Annotated in this window: 16 protein-coding genes; 12 read left to right on the plus strand and 4 right to left on the minus strand. The window is 69.5% G+C overall.

Going from position 1 to position 16,437, the window contains the following annotated elements; translation table 11 throughout:
* Window position 1 precedes the first annotated feature (1 nt).
* A complete protein-coding gene (locus tag ACMV_RS07775; protein WP_011942304.1) occupies window positions 2-223 on the plus strand; it encodes a hypothetical protein in 222 nt (73 codons plus the stop codon).
* Here ACMV_RS07775 and ACMV_RS07780 read toward each other — a convergent pair.
* Window positions 181-1,545 (minus strand): hypothetical protein, encoded by a 1,365-nt coding sequence (locus tag ACMV_RS07780; RefSeq protein ID WP_231844505.1) that lies wholly within the window; start codon window positions 1,543-1,545, stop codon window positions 181-183. The two genes, ACMV_RS07775 and ACMV_RS07780, sit on opposite strands and share 43 nt — an antisense overlap.
* A gap of 7 nt (window positions 1,546-1,552) precedes the next feature.
* Window positions 1,553-3,709: a GumC family protein gene (locus tag ACMV_RS07785; RefSeq protein ID WP_013640062.1), complete on the minus strand. Its 2,157-nt coding sequence runs from the start codon at window positions 3,707-3,709 to the stop codon at window positions 1,553-1,555.
* A 138-nt stretch (window positions 3,710-3,847) separates the two neighbouring features.
* On the opposite strand from ACMV_RS07785, the gene ACMV_RS07790 reads away from it, so the two are divergent.
* The 6 genes from ACMV_RS07790 to mltG all read left to right on the plus strand — a co-directional run bounded on the left by ACMV_RS07790 (window position 3,848) and on the right by mltG (window position 9,005).
* Window positions 3,848-4,438: a polysaccharide biosynthesis/export family protein gene (locus ACMV_RS07790; protein ID WP_007422683.1), complete on the plus strand. Its 591-nt coding sequence runs from the start codon at window positions 3,848-3,850 to the stop codon at window positions 4,436-4,438.
* A gap of 148 nt (window positions 4,439-4,586) precedes the next feature.
* Window positions 4,587-5,546: an ACP S-malonyltransferase gene (fabD, locus tag ACMV_RS07795; protein WP_013640063.1), complete on the plus strand. Its 960-nt coding sequence runs from the start codon at window positions 4,587-4,589 to the stop codon at window positions 5,544-5,546.
* Window positions 5,536-6,285, plus strand: coding sequence for a 3-oxoacyl-[acyl-carrier-protein] reductase (gene fabG / locus ACMV_RS07800; RefSeq protein WP_007422685.1), 750 nt, complete (start codon window positions 5,536-5,538; stop codon window positions 6,283-6,285). The genes fabD and fabG overlap by 11 nt, the downstream gene beginning before the upstream one ends.
* Before the next feature lie 179 nt (window positions 6,286-6,464).
* Window positions 6,465-6,704, plus strand: a complete 240-nt coding sequence (locus ACMV_RS07805) for an acyl carrier protein (protein WP_007422686.1) — start codon at window positions 6,465-6,467, stop codon at window positions 6,702-6,704.
* Between the two features lie 19 nt (window positions 6,705-6,723).
* On the plus strand, window positions 6,724-7,992 hold the full coding sequence (gene fabF / locus ACMV_RS07810) for a beta-ketoacyl-ACP synthase II (RefSeq protein WP_011942307.1): 1,269 nt from the start codon (window positions 6,724-6,726) through the stop codon (window positions 7,990-7,992).
* A 17-nt stretch (window positions 7,993-8,009) separates the two neighbouring features.
* On the plus strand, window positions 8,010-9,005 hold the full coding sequence (mltG, locus tag ACMV_RS07815) for an endolytic transglycosylase MltG (protein WP_013640064.1): 996 nt from the start codon (window positions 8,010-8,012) through the stop codon (window positions 9,003-9,005).
* A gap of 131 nt (window positions 9,006-9,136) precedes the next feature.
* Here the strand turns inward: mltG and ACMV_RS07820 are convergent, their stop codons facing one another.
* Window positions 9,137-10,105, minus strand: a complete 969-nt coding sequence (locus ACMV_RS07820) for a diguanylate cyclase domain-containing protein (RefSeq protein ID WP_007422689.1) — start codon at window positions 10,103-10,105, stop codon at window positions 9,137-9,139.
* 105 nt (window positions 10,106-10,210) lie between these two features.
* On the opposite strand from ACMV_RS07820, the gene dapD reads away from it, so the two are divergent.
* The 3 genes from dapD to ACMV_RS07835 are packed head-to-tail and all read left to right on the plus strand — an operon-like array spanning window position 10,211 to window position 12,764.
* Window positions 10,211-11,050, plus strand: coding sequence for a 2,3,4,5-tetrahydropyridine-2,6-dicarboxylate N-succinyltransferase (gene dapD / locus ACMV_RS07825; RefSeq protein WP_013640065.1), 840 nt, complete (start codon window positions 10,211-10,213; stop codon window positions 11,048-11,050).
* Window positions 11,047-12,162: a succinyl-diaminopimelate desuccinylase gene (gene dapE / locus ACMV_RS07830; protein WP_011942310.1), complete on the plus strand. Its 1,116-nt coding sequence runs from the start codon at window positions 11,047-11,049 to the stop codon at window positions 12,160-12,162. The genes dapD and dapE overlap by 4 nt, the downstream gene beginning before the upstream one ends.
* Window positions 12,159-12,764 (plus strand): hypothetical protein, encoded by a 606-nt coding sequence (locus ACMV_RS07835; protein WP_011942311.1) that lies wholly within the window; start codon window positions 12,159-12,161, stop codon window positions 12,762-12,764. Before dapE ends, ACMV_RS07835 begins: the two co-directional genes overlap by 4 nt.
* Here ACMV_RS07835 and rsmI read toward each other — a convergent pair.
* Window positions 12,739-13,638: a 16S rRNA (cytidine(1402)-2'-O)-methyltransferase gene (rsmI, locus tag ACMV_RS07840; protein WP_011942312.1), complete on the minus strand. Its 900-nt coding sequence runs from the start codon at window positions 13,636-13,638 to the stop codon at window positions 12,739-12,741. The two genes, ACMV_RS07835 and rsmI, sit on opposite strands and share 26 nt — an antisense overlap.
* 62 nt (window positions 13,639-13,700) lie before the next feature.
* Here rsmI and ACMV_RS07845 point away from each other — a divergent pair, with 62 nt between their 5' ends.
* The gene (locus ACMV_RS07845) at window positions 13,701-14,909 is read left to right on the plus strand and encodes a penicillin-binding protein activator (RefSeq protein WP_041665265.1); all 1,209 of its coding nucleotides are present in this window, start codon (window positions 13,701-13,703) and stop codon (window positions 14,907-14,909) included.
* 10 nt (window positions 14,910-14,919) lie between these two features.
* Window positions 14,920-16,299 (plus strand): sensor histidine kinase, encoded by a 1,380-nt coding sequence (locus ACMV_RS07850; RefSeq protein ID WP_011942314.1) that lies wholly within the window; start codon window positions 14,920-14,922, stop codon window positions 16,297-16,299.
* The last annotated feature ends 138 nt before the right edge of the window (window positions 16,300-16,437 follow it).

Consider the following 16,437-nt stretch of genomic DNA (forward strand, 5'->3'; position numbering starts at 1 on the left):
CATGCCGGCACCAGAACGCTCGGCCCCGCTCGGCCGGTTCCTCGATGCGCTGCCGCACGACCTCGCGGCGAGTTTTTCCGACGCGCAGCTTCGGGCGATCGAGCTGCATTTCGGCATGCGCCACCGCCTGACCCACATGATCGACTGGCGCCGCCGCCTCGGCTTCGGGCGCCTCCGACTTTATGTCGTGTTGCTGGTCGGGCGCGACCGGCATCCGGCCTGAATCTGGCGCAGCACCAGCCATCCGGCCAGAACCGTCAGCCACACCATTCGACTCTGGTACCGCGCATGCGGGCCCGATAGCGCGCCCGTGACCGCGGCATTACCCGCGAGCGCCAGGACGACGATCCAGCAGAACAGCCCGAGTGACGCTGCTTCGGGCCTGAGACGCCGCGCCGCCGCCGCGTAGAGCGCGAAGCCACAGGTCAGCCCCATCCCGCCGACCGCGAGCGCCTGCACGAATGCCGCAAGCAGGGGCGGCACCGCCATCCGCCCGCGCGCCTGCCGGCTGGCGAGATAGGCCGCGTACGCCGTCTGCGGCAGATCGCGGCGGATCGTCTGCCACGCCGTCGCATACCAGGGACGCAGGCCACTGCCCGGCGAAAAGATCACGAGTTGCAGGCCGAAATCCCGTATCGCCGCGCCCAGGACGGCGGCCGGATGCTCGACGATGGTCCGGCGCACGATCGCATCGGTCTGGTCGATCAGCCGGCGCGGCCCTCCAGCGCGGTAGAGCGGGCTATCCGCCCGCCAGAGGAACCCATCGGCCGTGCGCGGCAGATCGCCACGATAGGCGCAAAGTGCCCAACCCGCCTTCGGACAGTCATGCGCGAGTGTCGTCCGCGCGGGACCGTTCTCGATCAGGCGGGCGAGCAGAAATGTCCCGCCATAGGGCGAGGGCGAAATGCGGCCGCGCGCAATCGCGTTCACGGCGGTCAGCCCGGCGAGGCCGAGCAGGAACGGCAGCAGCAGAGGCCGCCAGCGGACCCGCTGCCGCAACGCGCGCAGCGGCAGCACGCAAAGGCAGAGTCCCGCATAGATCGGCATGTTGCTCAGATGCACGAGAATCGCCAGACCGATCACCATGGCCGGGACGATGAGGCCTGCCGCCCCTTGCGGCGCAAGAATCAGGATCGCGAAGGCCAGCACCATCAACGGCGTGAAGATGTCCGGCATCACCTGCGCCGCGGTCCAGCTCAGCGAAGACCCGGCAGCCAGAATCACCAGCAGCAGCGCGCTGTCGAGCGTCCCCGCATCGGGGCTCAGCAGCCGATGCGTCGCCCGGATCAGCGCCGCCGCAAGCAGCCCCTGCCCGGCGATCACGGGCCAGAGCGACCGCCCAAGCCCGGCGGCGAGAACGAGCAGGCTATAGAACGGCGGCCTGTCCCAGCCGAGATGCCGCTCCATCATCTGCGAGATGTAGGTCCCGGTATCCGAAAAGATGAGGGGGTATCCGTTCACGAGGGCGGGCCACAGGATCAGTGCCGCCGCGACACCAATCATGATGGCGTCGGCGCCAGGCACCGGGCGGCGCCTTGCGCGCACGGCGACCTCAGAGACGGAAATAGCCGCCATAGCGCGGATGATAGAGTTCCGAATCGGGAAAGCCCGACCGGGCGTGGCGCGGACCGTCGACCCGCGTGAGCGCGGCGCCGGCGAGCCGCAACCCGCCCTGGTCCAGCAGCGCGAGCGCCGCGGCCACGGTGCGCCGCGGGGTCTGGCCCCAGCGGATGCACAGCAGCGTGGCGGCCGCGGCGCGCGCGAGCAGCTGCGCCTCCGCCAGGGCGAAGACCGGCGGCAGATCGAGAACCACGAGATCGTAGCGCCCGTGCAGTTCCGCCATCAACCGGCCCAGCCGGTCGGACATGAAGAGAGCCAGCGCCTCGGTCGCCACGGCCCCGGCGGGCATCACGTCTGGCAGGCTGCCCCCCTCCTCCAGCGCCGGTCGATGAATCGCGGCCTCCAGGGTCGCTCGCCCGGCGAGGTGGTCGGTCAGTCCGGGCAGACCGCCGAGCCCGAAGATCATGTCGAAACTCGGCTGCCGGATGTCGCAGTCGATCACGAGAACCCGCGCCCCGCTCGCCGCAACCGACAGGGCGAGGCTGACCGCCAGCGTCGTCTTGCCCTCGCCCGGCCGCGCCGCCGTGACGGCCAGGCTGCGCGGGGCGCCGGGAGCAAGCCAGAGGCCGGTTCGCAGCGCGCGGATCTGCTCGGCGAAGGCGGAAAACGGGTAACGGCGCGCATAGTCGGGCACGGACAGGCCACGACGCTCACGCCGCCCGACCTCGGGCAGCAATGCCATGCAGGGCAATTCCAGCGCCTCGCGGACCTGCCCGCCGGAACGGAAACTTCCGTTCAGCGAATCCGCCAGCAGAGCGGCCAGCACGCCAAGGCAGAGCCCGAGCAGGACCGCGCCGGAGAGGATCGCCGCGCTGCGCGGGCCGCTCGGCTGCAGCGGGCGGGTGGCCGCGGCGATGATCCGCGCATCGGGCCGGGTCAGCGCGCTATGGCTCTCGAGCGTGCCGATCTGCTCGGTCTGCGCGCGCAGCAGGTCGCTTTCGGCCGTGCGCTCTTCCTCGAGGCGGGCCAGCGGCGCCGCCCGGACCGACTGCGCCGCCGCCCGGTCGCGCACGGCCGCGAGTTCCGCTTTCAGACTTTTCACCCGCGCCGCCGCGGCGGCGGCGCGCATCCTGTCCGCCGTGATCAACCGCCCCGTCTCCGCCGCGATCTGGCCGCGCAATGCGGCGAGGGCGCGCTTCGTCGCGCGGATATCGGGATAGTTTGGCCCTTCGGTGCTGCCGAGCGCGCGCAGTTTCGCGGCCAGTTCCGCCTCTCTCGCGCGCATCGGCGCGATCTCCGGCGCAACGGCGGCCGCGGCTTCGGCCTCGCTGCCGCCATTCAACGCCGCAAGACGCGCCCGCGCGGCCGCAAGATCGGCCCGCGCGGCCGCAAGGCTGCCGGTCAGTTGCCCCGCCTCCTCGTTCGTCAGCGGCGCCGCGCCCGCGCCGCGCACCGTGCCGCTGCGCGCCCGTTCGCGCGCGATCGCGACATCCAGAGCCTCGAGCCGATGCGCCGTCGCCTTTGCCCGCTGGCCGAGCCAGGCCTGAGCACGATCCAGCACCGCGAGACTTTCGCGGCGTTCCCTGGCGAGATAGGCGGCCATGGCGGCGTTCGCCGCCCGTGCGGCCAGCGCCGGATCGTGGGCGGTGAAGGATACGTTGATCAACTGGGAACCGGCCGGGACGTCGATGTGAAACCGGGCGGTGACGGCGTCGCGCAACGCGTCCGGCGCAACCGGAAGCGGCGGGCCGGCGCTGCCGAGCCAGCGCCGCAACAGGGAGGGACGCTGCCGCGCGGGGTCGAATTCCGGGCTCGCGCCCAGATCGAGCCCGTCGATGACGCGCGCCACCACGGCCGGGCTTTTCAGAATGGCGGCCTGGCTGGCCATCAGCGCATCGGTGACCTGCCGCGTCTCGACCACGCCGCGTAGCAACTTCGGGTTGAAATCGACTGGATTGTAGAGAAGCGTTCCGGTCGCCGTGTATACCGGCCGCATGCGCGAAAGCGCGCCGAGCGACAGCAATGGCAGGCCAAGCGCGACCAGCACGGCAAGGCGCCAATGGCGGCGAACGGCGCGCAATGCATCGATCGGATCGGCTGTCCCCCCGATCTGCCTGACCCGGTCTCGCGCATTTGCCGCGGTGTCCATTTCAGAACCGATTCCTGTTCACCGGAAACCCGCCCGGTTTGCAAAGCCAACCCTTGCCTGTGCATTCTGTCTGCGACACGAAATTAAGTCAATTTTAAGTTGTATATTTTGCCTATTTTCTGGCGAGGGTTGCATGTGATGCCGAAATTCCGCCGCGAAACACGTCGCCATCTGCTCGCCACGGCCGTGTCCGCCCTCGCCGCACCGGCTTTGTTGTCCGGCTGCGCGGCCTGGAGCGGCCTGCCGCCCCTGCCGCCCGCCCCGCCCGGAGGCTATCGGCTCGGCACAGGCGACCGTCTGCGCGTCGTCGTGTTCGGCCAGAAGCAGCTCACGGCAACCTACCTCGTCGACGCCTCCGGCATGATCGACCTGCCGCTGCTCGGCCCGGTGCGCGCCGCCGGCCGGACCACGGCGGCGCTGCGCCGCGCCATCGCGCGCGCGCTGGTGGCGAAGGGCATCCTGCGCCATCCGGCCGTGGCGGTGGAGGTGAAGGCCTATCGCCCGTTCTCGATCCTCGGCGAGGTGAACAAGCCCGACCAGTATGCGTTCGAACCGGGCATGACGGTGCTGGCCGCCGTCTCCCTTGCCGGCGGGTTCACCTATCGGGCGGCGGAATCGGAAGTGGGCGTGATCCGGGTGACCGGCGGCACCCCCCGCGAATATCGCGCGCCGGTCTCCGCCCTGATCGAGCCGGGCGACGTGATCCGGGTGTTCGAGCGGCATTTCTGAACAAATGGATACCGGGAGGTTGACGAAAGATTGACTTGCGCGCGCGCTGCATCTACCCCGCGCCTCCGTCAGCGCATGTAAACACGGGACCGCCCGGACGGGCGGAACGCCGCCGGCCACGTCGCCGACACGACAGGAGAAACGGAGCATGGCGGTAAACGCCTTCATCTTTCCAGGACAGGGCAGCCAGGTCGTGGGCATGGGGCGCGACCTCGCGGCCGCCTTCGCGCCGGCGCGCGAGGTGTTCGAGGAAGTGGACGAGGTTCTCAAGCAGAAACTCTCCCGCCTGATGTTCGAGGGACCGGCCGAGGAACTGACCCTCACCGAGAATGCCCAGCCGGCGCTGATGGCGATGTCGATCGCGGTGCTGCGCTGCCTCGAGAAGGAAGCCGGGATCCGCATTGCCGACCGCGCGGCTGTGGTCGCCGGCCATTCGCTCGGCGAATATTCGGCGCTCGCCGCCGCCGGCACCTTCGCCCTGGCCGATGCCGCCCGCCTGCTCAGGATCCGCGGCAACGCGATGCAGAAGGCCGTGCCGCCCGGCCTGGGGGCGATGGCCGCGCTGCTCGGCGTCGAGCTCGACGCCGCCGAATCGATCTGCACCGAGGCCGCCGAAGGTCCGGACGGACACGAGGTCGTCTCCGTCGCCAATGACAACGGCGGCGGCCAGGTCGTGATTTCCGGCACCGCCACCGCCGTTGACCGGGCGATCGAGATCGCCCGTGGCCGCGGCGTCAAGCGCGCCCTGAAACTGCCGGTCTCCGCCCCGTTCCATTGCGCGCTGATGGCCCCCGCGGCCGAGGCGATGCGCGAGGCGCTCGCGGGTGTTGCGGTCAATGCCCCGGTCGTGCCGCTGATCGCCAACGTGACCGCGGCCAAGGTGACCGACCCGGCGGACATCGTGGCCAAGCTCGTCGAGCAGGTGACGGCACCCGTGCGCTGGCGCGAATCGGTGGCCACCATGACCGCGCTCGGCGTTACCCGCTTCATCGAACTCGGCGCGGGAAAGGTGCTTTCCGGCCTCGCGAGGCGCATCGCGCCGGACGCCGAAGCATTGTCCTGCGGCACACCTGCCGAACTCGAGGAGTTGGCGAAGCATGTCGGCTGAACTCTTTTCGCTCGAAGGCCGCACGGCGCTGGTCACCGGCGCCTCCGGCGGCATCGGCGCCGCGATTGCGCGCACGCTGCACGGCCTCGGCGCGGCCGTCGCCCTCTCCGGCACCCGCGAGGCAAACCTCACGGCGCTCGCCGCCGAACTCGGCGAACGCGCCCATGTCTGCCCGGCCGACCTGTCCGACCCGAAGGCCGCCGATGCGCTGATCGCCGCGGCCGAATCGGCTCTCGGCCACATCGACATCCTGGTGAACAATGCCGGCCTGACCCGCGACGGCCTTCTGCTGCGCATGTCGGACGAGGCCTGGGCCAGCGTGATGGACGTCGACCTTGCCGCGCCGTTCCGCCTCTCCCGTGCCGTCATGAAGGGGATGATGCGCCGCCGCAGCGGGCGGATCATCAATATCGGCAGCATCGTCGGCAGCACCGGCAACCCGGGCCAGGTGAACTACGCCGCCGCCAAGGCCGGCCTGATCGGCATGACCAAAGCGATGGCGCAGGAAGTCGCCTCGCGCAACATCACGGTCAATCTCGTCGCCCCCGGCTTCGTCGAGACGGCGATGACCGATGCCCTGAACGAGGCGCAGCGTGCCTCGCTTGCGGACAAGATCCCGCTCGGCCGCCTCGGCAAGCCGGAGGATATCGCAGCCTCCGTCGCCTATCTCGCCTCCGACGCGGCCGCCTGGGTCACCGGCGCGGTGCTGCACGTGAATGGCGGCATGGCCATGATCTGAGCCGCGGTTGGCGCGACCGGGCGAACCATGCTAAGCGCGCCGGACTTTCGCAGCGATCATGACGCCAGCCTCGTGCGGCATGATCAACGCATGCTATCCATTCGACCGGTGGCGGGATGGTCGACGCCGCCGGTTCAAACCGCCCAACGATCGATAATCGCTACAGGAGCACGAATTCGATGAGTGAAGTCGCCGAAAAAGTTAAGAAGATCGTCGTCGAGCATCTCGGCGTGGACGAAGCCAAGGTGACCCCGGAAGCCTCCTTCATCGACGATCTGGGCGCGGACAGCCTCGACACCGTCGAACTGGTGATGGCCTTCGAGGAAGCCTTCGGCGTGGAAATCCCCGAGGACGCCGCCGAAAAGATCGGCACCGTGAAGGACGCCATCGACTATATCGAGAAAAAGAAAGCCGAATAAGTCGGGTAGCGGACGGGACATGAACATGCGTCGGGTCGTGGTGACAGGCATGGGGATCGCGAGCCCGCTCGGGGTCGGGGTCGAGCATGTCTGGCGGCGTCTGGTCGCCGGCGAATCGGGCATCGGTCCGATAACCGGGTTCGACCCGGCGGAGCTGCCCTGCAAGGTCGCGGGCGAACTGCCCGCGGGATCGCGGGCGGATGGCGGATTCGACCTCAATGAGTGGGTTCCGCCCAAGGAACAGAAGAAGATGGACCGCTTCATCCATCTCGGCATGGCCGCGGCCGTCGAGGCAATGGAGGATTCGGGCTGGACACCTGAGACCGAAGAAGAGCGTTGCGCCGCCGGCGTGATGATCGGCTCCGGCATCGGCGGCCTGCAGACCATCTACGAAGCGTCCGTCATGGTGCATGAGGGCCGGGCCCGCCGGCTTTCGCCCTTCTTCATTCCGTCCGCCCTGGTGAATCTCGTGTCGGGGCACGTCTCGATCCGGTTCGGGCTCAAGGGACCGAACCATTCCGCGGTCACCGCCTGCGCCACGGGCGTTCACGCTGTCGGCGATGCCGCGCGGCTCATCGCCTTTGGCGATGCCGACATTATGCTCGCCGGCGGCGCCGAAGGGGCCGTCTGCGAAATCGGCATCGCCGGGTTCTGCGCCTCACGCGCCCTGTCCACCGCGTTCAACGACAATCCGAAGGCCGCCTCCCGCCCGTGGGACAAGGACCGCGACGGGTTCGTCATGGGCGAAGGCGCTGGCGTGCTGTTCCTCGAGGAATACGAGCACGCCAAGAGGCGCGGCGCGAAAATCTACGCCGAGATCGCGGGCTACGGCATGTCCGGCGACGCGCACCACATCACCGCCCCCGCACCGCATCACGACGGCGCCTTCCGTGCGATGAAAGCGGCGCTGAAATCCGGCGGCCTCACGCCGGCGGATGTCGACTACATCAACGCGCACGGCACCTCGACCCCGATGGGCGACGACCTCGAACTCGAAGCCGTGGAAAACCTGTTCGGCGACGCAGCGAAGACCGTGGCGATGTCCTCGACCAAATCGGCGACCGGCCACCTGCTCGGCGCCGCCGGCGCGGTGGAGGCGATCTTCTCGATCCTCGCCCTGCGCGACGGCATCGCCCCGCCAACCCTCAATCTTGACGAGCCGAGCCGCGCCAGCGTGATCGACCGCGTCGCCCATACCGCCCAGCAGCGCAAGATCGATATCGTGTTGTCCAACAGCTTCGGCTTCGGCGGCACCAACGCCTCGATCCTGTTCCGCAAGCCAGGCTGAGCCTGGCCCCGGCGGGCATGCGGGGAAGCGGGCGCCTCATCCTCCTGCTGCTCACCGTTCTGGTGCTGCTGCAGCTGGGCCGCATGGCCGTCAACCAGGCCTATGATGGCCCGGGCCCGCTCCCGGCCTCCGCCGACATCTACATCCCGCCCGGCAGCACAAGGCAGGTCGCCGGGCTGCTGGCGCGGAAGAAGGTTATCCGCACACCCCTGATCTTCGAGGTGGCGGCGTTCCTCACCAGCCGGCAAGGGCCGATCCGCTCCGGCGAATTCCGTTTCATCGATCATGGCAGCCTGCGTTCGGTGCTGCGCACGCTGCGCTTCGCGCCGGAAGTGGAACACAAGGCAACCATCCCCGAAGGTCTGACTTCGGTGCAGATCGCCGACATCATCAACGCCCTGCCGGACGCCACCGGCCACGTGGCACCGCCGCCCGAGGGCAGCGTGCTGCCGCAGACCTATGATTATACCTACGGCACAAGGCGAGCCGCCATCATTGCCCGCATGCAGACGGCGATGCGAACCGCGCTGGCGAAAGCCTGGGCATCGCGCGCCCAGGGCCTGCCGCTGCAATCCCCGCGGCAGGCGCTCATTCTCGCCTCGATCGTGCAACTGGAGACGCCGCTCCCCGCGGAACTGCCAAAAATCGCCGGGGTCTACGAGAACCGGCTGGGCAAGGGCATGATGCTCCAGGCCGACCCGACAGTGATCTTCGCCGTCACCCATGGCCGGTCGACCGCCCTCACCCACCGCGTCGACGACCACGATTTATCGACCGCGAGTCCCTACAATACCTATCGCCACCACGGCCTGCCGCCGGGGCCGATCTGCGCGCCGGGTCTCGCAGCGATCCGCGCCGTGCTTCACCCCGCCGAGACCGACGCGCTGTTCTTCGTCGCGACAGGCAAGGGAGGCCATGTATTTGCCCGGACCTTCGCCAAACAGCGCGCCAACATCGCGCGCTATCTCGCTCGAACATCGAAAAAAGCCAGCGCCCCGCCGACCACCCGCTGACGGAGATGATGCTCCAGCGTCCTGTCCCTGAAATTCATGGGTGAATTTCAGGGACAAGCAGGCCACTAAATCATTGATTTTCCTAGCGTCTACTTTGAATCTGAAATCCGATGGATTTCAGATTCGGGACACTAGGAAATTTCGGATTGCCAAATCCGCACCACTGGCCGGCCTGTCGCCGCCGAAGTGAGCCGTGCCTGTTCAAGTCCGGCGCGGGCATTGGCAAGCACGGTGGCTGGATCGTCGCCCGAACGCGCCCAGCGCGACGCGATGCCGATGGCCGCATGACGGCCGGTGCCGGCCAGCATCGCATCAAGCCTTGCCACGATCCGGTCGCCTCGCTCGGCCGCAATCAGGTGATCGACGCCGTCACACCAGGCGGCAAGCCGGGTCGGCCCGATCCGGCCGATCAGGTCGCTCGGCCGCAGCATGTCACGCAGCGTTTCGGCCGATTCGCGAATGACCGCCGACGACGCCTCGGAGCCGGTCGCGCCGCCCGACTTTACCCAGCCAATGGCGAACATGGTGCCAACCCGCTCCTCGATATCGAGCCGGTCAAACCGCCGATCGGCCTGCGCAAGAAAGCTCGGCAACGGCCACAAGCCCGTTTCGGGGTCGAGCGCATTACGCTTGCCACCACCGGCGACATCGAGCAGGCGCACGACGAGCGTGCGCAGATGCGGGCCGATCGCGGTCAGAAGTTCCGTTTCCGCTGCGGTGAACCGCCTGTCTCCCGGGCTGCGCCATGCCAGGAGCGCGGCGCTGACCGATCGTCCGGCCGTCACGTTGCCGAGATCGACCGGAATGGTGATCGATTCGCCCCCCGGCATGTCGGCAAGGCCAATGCCGTAGGGGTAATCGGCCAGAACGGTCTCGGCTCCCGTCAGCGGCGGGACCGGACGAGCGACAACACAGACGCCCGAATCGGCGAATTCCGCCGCCAGCAGGGCGCAGGCGGCCGAGCCGGCGGTCGTCGCATCCGGCAATCCGGCCAGGCTTTCGATCATGCGCACCAGGCGGTCGAAGCGCTCCGCATTTCCGCCGCCTGCCGAACCAGCATTCGCATACGAGTCCGTCGAAAAATCTGCCCGATTCGTCATGGATGCGTTTTCGCAGGATCAGGTAAACAACGGATTACCACCGGATTGACAGGCGCGACCCTGCTCAGCATGGTCGCGCCCACACAAGATACGGAACGCCTGCCGATGGACCACACGCAACTCGCCGCCGCCGTCACCGCCGCCTGGGAACGCCGCGACCAGCTCAGTCCGGCCTATCAGGGATCCGACCGGGAGGCCGTCAGCGATGCGCTCGCCCGTCTCGATCGGGGCGAACTGAGGGTTGCCGAGCCCGGCCCGGGCGGCTGGGTCGTCCATCAATGGCTCAAGCAGGCGATCCTCATGTCCTTCCGCCTGCTGCCCAACCGCACCATGCCGGGCGCCGGCGGCGCGCCCGTGTTCGACAAGGTCCCGATGAAGTTCGGCGACTGGGACGATGCGCGCTTCGCCGCCGCCGGCATCCGCGCGGTGCCCGGCGCCGTCGTCCGCCATTCGGCGCATGTCGGCCGCAATACCGTGCTGATGCCCTGTTTCATCAATGCCGGCGCCCGGGTCGGCGAGGACACGATGATCGATACCTGGTCCACGGTGGGCTCCTGCGCGCAGGTTGGCCGCAACTGCCACATCAGCGGCGGCGTGGGAATCGGCGGCGTGCTCGAGCCGCTGCAGGCCAACCCCGTGATCATCGAGGACGACTGCTTCATCGGCGCCCGTTCCGAAGTTGCCGAAGGCGTGATCGTGGAGCGCGGCGCCGTGCTCTCCATGGGCGTGTTCCTCGGCGCCTCCACCCGAATCGTCGACCGGACGACCGGCGAAGTGATCTATGGCCGCGTGCCGGCCTATTCCGTCGTCGTGCCAGGCACCATGCCCGGCAAGCCGCTGCCGGACGGAACTCCGGGCCCGTCCCTCGCCTGCGCCGTGATCGTCAAGCGGGTCGACGCCCAGACACGGTCGAAGACCGCGATCAACGAGTTGCTGCGGGCGTGACCGAGGCCGATCCCGTTCCCCTCGCGCGGGACCTGCTGCGCAGCCGCTCGGTCACCCCCGAGGACGATGGCGCCCAGACCGTTCTCGCGAGGGCGCTGGACGCCCTGGGATTCTCGATCGAATGGCTGCGCTTCGGCGAGGTGAGCAACCTCGTCGCACGCCGCGGCTCAGGCAGCCCGCATTTCGGCTTTGCCGGCCATACCGACGTCGTGCCGCCGGGCGAGGGGTGGCGCCACGACCCCTTCGCGGCCGTCATCGAGGACGGCCTGCTGTTCGGACGCGGCGCGGTCGACATGAAGGGCGCCATCGCCGCCTTCGTCGCCGCCCTCGCCGCCCGCCCGGCAAATCATGCAGGCACGATCTCGCTCCTCATCACCGGCGATGAGGAAGGCGATGCCGTGGACGGCACCCGGCGCATTCTCGACCATCTCGCCGCCTCCGGTGCCCTGCCGGAATTCTGCCTGGTCGGCGAGCCGACCTGCCGCGCCCGGCTCGGCGACACGATCAAGATCGGCCGGCGCGGCTCGATTTCGGCGCATGTGACGGTTCGCGGCGTGCAAGGCCATGTCGCCTACCCCCATCTGGCCGACAATCCGCTCCATCGCCTGATTCCGGCACTCGAAGCCCTGCGCGCCACGACGCTTGACGAGGGAACCGCGTGGTTCGAGCCCTCATCGCTGCAGATCACCAGCGTCGATACCGGAAACAAGGCCGGCAACGTGATCCCGGCGAGCGCCTCGGCCCGGCTGAACATCCGTTTCAACGACCGCCACACCGGCCCCGATCTCGCCGCCTGGATCCGCGATACCGTGGCCCGCCACGCCCCCGGCGCCGCCTGCGACATCGGCATCAGCGGCGAGGCCTTCCTGACCGAACCCGGCCCCGTGACCACGCTGTTCAGCGAGGCGGTGGCGGCGGTGACCGGCATCACGCCGAAGCTCGACACCGGCGGCGGCACGTCGGATGCCCGCTTCATCGCCGCGCACTGCCCCGTCGCCGAATTCGGCCTGGTCGGCACCTCGATGCACCGGGTGGACGAGGCCGTGCCGGTGAGCGAGCTGCGCGCGCTGGCCGAAATCTACGGCCGGATCCTGGACCGCGTGTTCCGATGAACGGCAACGACGGTTTCGCCACCTCGGTCCTCGGCACGCTGCGCGGTCTGGTCGGCCTGGCGCTCGGGCGGGTCGAGGCGTTCCGGGAATTCCGCAACACCCCGGCCGCGTTTTCCGCATCGATCGCGCCCCTCATCGCGTTTCCGCTGGTCGGCGCCGCCCTGCTCGGCCTGCGCGGATACTGGGTCTATGCCGCGTCGCTGATGCTCTCCCGCCTCTGCGGCGTCCTGCTCCAGCCGGTGATCGTCGAGTTCGCCGCGCGGCGGCTCGGCCGGCAGGAACGCTGGCTGACCACCAGCACGGCGCTCAACTGGTCGATCTGGATCATCTTCGTGCTCATCCCGGCCGCCATGGTGGTCAATGACGGGTTGGTGTCGATGGGCGTCGGCCTGCCGGCCGCGCTCGCGATGTCCGCCGGCATGATCGGGGCCTACATGCTATGGCTGCAGGCCTTCATCCTGCGCACCGGCCTCAAGACCAACTGGTGGAAGGCGATCGCCCTGCTGCTCGTCGTGAACCTGGGCGTCGCGATCCTGTATGCGGTGCCTTACCTGTTCCATCCGGAACTGCTCCGGCTCACGGTGAGCCCGCCTTCAGGCTGAGCGCGCGCGCATAGACCTGCTTGCGCGGCAGGTCGAGTTCCCGCGCCACGAAGGCCGCGGCATCCCTGATCGTCATCCGCGCGAGGGCCTCGCCGAGCGCCTCGTCCAGCTCCTCCTCCGAAGCGCTCGTCTGCGGCGCCGGCCCGATCACCAGCGTGATCTCGCCGCGCGCCTCATGGGCCGCGTAATGCGCCGCGAGCGCCGCGAGCCCGCCGCGCCGCACCTCCTCGAATCGCTTCGTCAGCTCCCGCCCCACGGCGGCGGGGCGGTCGCCAAGCACGGCCAGACAGTCCTCAAGGCAGGCGGCCAGCCGGTGAGGCGCCTCGTAGAAGACCAGCGTCGCCGACAGTCCGGCATGCTCGGCGGCGACCACCCGCTGCAGCGCGCTGCGCCGAGCGGCCGCGCGCGGCGGCAGGAAGCCATTGAACAGGAAGGGATGCGGCGGCAGGCCGGACAGCGCCAGCGCCATGAGCGCGGCATTCGGCCCCGGCACGGCGCTGACCGCGAGCCCCGCCTCGATGGCGGCGCGCACCAGACGGTATCCGGGATCGGCGATCAGCGGCGCGCCGGCATCGCTGACCAGCGCCAGCCGCCGCCCGTCCTGCATCATCGCGATCAGCGACGCGGTCCGCGATTCCTCGTTATGATCATGGAACGACTGCAGTTTCGTGACGATGCCGTGCTGGGCCAGCAGGGGCGCTGTAACCCTTGTATCCTCGCACAATATCATGTCGGCGTCGCGCAGCGCCCCGACCGCGCGCGGCGACAGATCGCCGAGGTTGCCGATTGGCGTGGAAACCAGCACAAGATCGGGTTGCCGGCGGGAGAGCGCGTCGGATGATGAGGAAGGAGTTTCGGATGTCACGCCGGACATTAACGCCTGTGACACTGGTATTGGCAACCTTGGCGGCCCTGGCGCTGGCGGGATGCAGCACCGTGACGTCCCCCCCGGTCTCGAACGTCGGGGGGACGGCCCAGGGCATGACCAGCCCCGATCTGGGCCAGCGGCACGGCCCCGTGGCGCTTCTGGTGCCGCTCAGCGGGCCCTATGCCGGGATCGGCCGGTCGATCGAGCAATCCGTCAAGCTCGCCTTTTCCACCCATGGCGCGCCGCGACTCGACATCGAGAACACCGGCGGCACGCCCTCGGGCGCCGCCGCCGCCGCGCATGCCGCGATCAATGATGGCGCCGGCCTCATCCTCGGCCCGCTCACCAAGGGCGAGACCCAGGCCGTTGCGCCGATCGCCCAGGCCGCGGGCGTCAATGTCCTGGCCTTCACCAACGACAACAGCATCGCGCAACCCGGCGTCTGGCCGATGGGCATCTCGCCGGACCAGCAGGTCAGCCGGGTCGTGTCCTACGCGATCGAGAGCGGGCGCACCCGCACGGCCGCGATCCTGCCGGAAGGCCAGTTCGGCCGGCTCATGGCCGCCGCCCTGCGCCAGACCGCGGCGCGTCTCGGCACGCCGCCACCGCGCATCGGCTATTACTCCGCCTCCTTTGCCAGCCTGAACGCGACGACCCGCAGCATCTCGCAATTCGACAGCCGCGGCGCCGGACTGATGGCCCGGATCCGCGCCGCCCGCGACCAGGACAATGCGGCCGGCCGGCGCCTCGCCGACAAGCTGCGCACCGAGCCGGTGCCGCCGCCCCCCTTCGATGCGCTCCTGCTCGGCGCGACCGGCGAGGATCTGGCCGAACTGCAGACCTTCCTGCCCTATTACGAGGCCGGCCCGCCGCAGGTGCAGCTGCTCGGCCCGGCGCTCTGGGCCAGCAAGGCGAAGGCGATGGCCACGCACGATGCGCTGCGCGGCGCGCTCTATGCCGCGCCCGATCCCGCCGCCGGCCTTCCCTTCGAACAGAAATTCGAGGCGACCTATGGCGGCGGCAAGCCGCCCTCGATCGACAAGGTCGCGTTCGACGCCGCGGCGATCGCGGTGCTGGCCGCGCATGAGGGCGGCTATACCACCGCGGTCCTCACCAACCCGACCGGCTTCGCCGGCACCGACGGCGTGATGCGGCTGCTGCCGGACGGACATGTGGAGCGCGGCCTCGCGGTGTTCCGCGTCGAACCCGGCGGACCGAAGATCGTCTCGCCGGCGCCGCAGACGCTGCCCTCGCCGGCATCGCCGCCGAACGCCTGACGGGGCCCTCATGCGGCGTCCGATCGCCACGATCGCGGCCTGGCTCGGCGGCCCGCCCGCGGCGGTACTCGTCGCGCTGATGCTGGCCGGCGCGATTCCCGCCTGGGAAGGTGCCGGCTGGCTCGCCGGCTGCGCCGTCTGGTCGGTCGCCGCCGGCGTCGTGCTCGCGCGCGACCTGCGGCGCTTCAGCGAGGCGCTCGCCGCCTCGGCTCCCGCCGAACTCCGGCTGATCACGCCCGGGCTCACCAATCTCGCCCAACGCATCATCCACACGATCGCGGCCGAGCGCCAGTCCCGCGAGGCCGTCACCGCCGATGCGAATTACAGCCATTCGCTGCTCAACCGCCTGCCCGACGCGCTGTTCCAGCTCGACGGCCCGCCCGGCGCGCGGCGAATCGTCTGGCGGAATCCCGCGGCGGTCCGCGCCTATGGCGCCGAGGAATCCGCCCTGCTCCGCCATCCGCAGCTCCGCGCCGCGCTGGCGGAGGTCGAGCTGGCCGAGCAGCCGGTGCGCGCGACCATCTCGCTCGCAACACCGGTGCCGCGCGACCTCGACGCGACCGTCATACGCAGCGGCGATACCGGCCGCGCCGCGCCGATCTACATCCTGCTGGCCGACCGCACGCGCGAGCGCGAGCTGAACCGGATGCGGGCCGATTTCGTGGCCAATGCGAGCCACGAGCTGCGCACGCCGCTGACCAGCCTGATCGGCTTCATCGAAACCCTGCGCGGCCCCGCCCTGGGCGATGCCGAGGCCCTGCCGCGCTTCCTCGCCATCATGGCCGAACAGGCGGAGCGGATGCAGCGGATCATCGCCGACCTGCTCAGCCTGTCGCGAATCGAGATGACCGAGCACCAGCCCCCCGCCGAACAGATCGAGATCGGGCCGGTGCTGCGCCAGGTCGCCGGCTTCATGGAGCCGGTTCTCGAAAAGGCGTCCGCCACCCTGACGCTCGACATCGCCGCCGACCTGCCCGCCCTGCCCGGCGATTCCGGCCAGCTCACCCTGGTCTTCGGCAACCTGATCGACAATGCCGTCAAATACAGCGCGCTCAAGCACGGCGCCGCCGGCGGAACCGTGGTGATGACGGCGCACGCGACGCCGGATGCCGATTTCAACCAGCCCGGCGTCCTCGTATCGGTCGTTGACGACGGGCCGGGCATCGCCCGCGAGCATCTGCCGCGCCTGACCGAGCGCTTCTACCGGGCGGACAAGGGCCGCGCCCGCGCGGTGGGCGGCACCGGGCTCGGCCTTGCCATCGTCAAGCATGTCGTGATGCGCCATCGCGGCCGCCTGCTGATCGACAGTGTCGAGGGCGAGGGCACGACCTGCCGCGTCTGGCTGCCGGCAGCCACGCTGGCCGCGGTCCCGGCGCGCCGCTCGGCCTGACCGGCGCCGGCGGTTTCATCCGCCGCCGGGTTGGGCTAGAGCATCTTCCGGTCGGACCGGCTTGTCCGATCGGATAGGGATGCCCGCCTGATCATGTGGATCGAGCGGGGCTTCCGGCACCAGCACCGGCAGAAGGAT

This window comes from Acidiphilium multivorum AIU301 (assembly GCF_000202835.1).
Lineage (GTDB): Bacteria > Pseudomonadota > Alphaproteobacteria > Acetobacterales > Acetobacteraceae > Acidiphilium > Acidiphilium multivorum.

Bases quoted from the DNA above. Each gene is read 5' to 3' on its own strand.
- fabF (WP_011942307.1), top strand. From the start codon at position 6,724: ATGAACATGCGTCGGGTCGTGGTGACAGGCATGGGGATCGCGAGCCCG.
- dapD (WP_013640065.1), top strand. From the start codon at position 10,211: ATGGACCACACGCAACTCGCCGCCGCCGTCACCGCCGCCTGGGAACGC.
- ACMV_RS07785 (WP_013640062.1), bottom strand. From the start codon at position 3,709: ATGGACACCGCGGCAAATGCGCGAGACCGGGTCAGGCAGATCGGGGGG.
- fabG (WP_007422685.1), top strand. From the start codon at position 5,536: ATGTCGGCTGAACTCTTTTCGCTCGAAGGCCGCACGGCGCTGGTCACC.
- fabD (WP_013640063.1), top strand. From the start codon at position 4,587: ATGGCGGTAAACGCCTTCATCTTTCCAGGACAGGGCAGCCAGGTCGTG.
- ACMV_RS07820 (WP_007422689.1), bottom strand. From the start codon at position 10,105: ATGACGAATCGGGCAGATTTTTCGACGGACTCGTATGCGAATGCTGGT.
- ACMV_RS07790 (WP_007422683.1), top strand. From the start codon at position 3,848: ATGCCGAAATTCCGCCGCGAAACACGTCGCCATCTGCTCGCCACGGCC.
- ACMV_RS07805 (WP_007422686.1), top strand. From the start codon at position 6,465: ATGAGTGAAGTCGCCGAAAAAGTTAAGAAGATCGTCGTCGAGCATCTC.
- ACMV_RS07835 (WP_011942311.1), top strand. From the start codon at position 12,159: ATGAACGGCAACGACGGTTTCGCCACCTCGGTCCTCGGCACGCTGCGC.
- ACMV_RS07850 (WP_011942314.1), top strand. From the start codon at position 14,920: ATGCGGCGTCCGATCGCCACGATCGCGGCCTGGCTCGGCGGCCCGCCC.
- rsmI (WP_011942312.1), bottom strand. From the start codon at position 13,638: ATGTCCGGCGTGACATCCGAAACTCCTTCCTCATCATCCGACGCGCTC.
- mltG (WP_013640064.1), top strand. From the start codon at position 8,010: ATGCGGGGAAGCGGGCGCCTCATCCTCCTGCTGCTCACCGTTCTGGTG.
- ACMV_RS07775 (WP_011942304.1), top strand. From the start codon at position 2: ATGCCGGCACCAGAACGCTCGGCCCCGCTCGGCCGGTTCCTCGATGCG.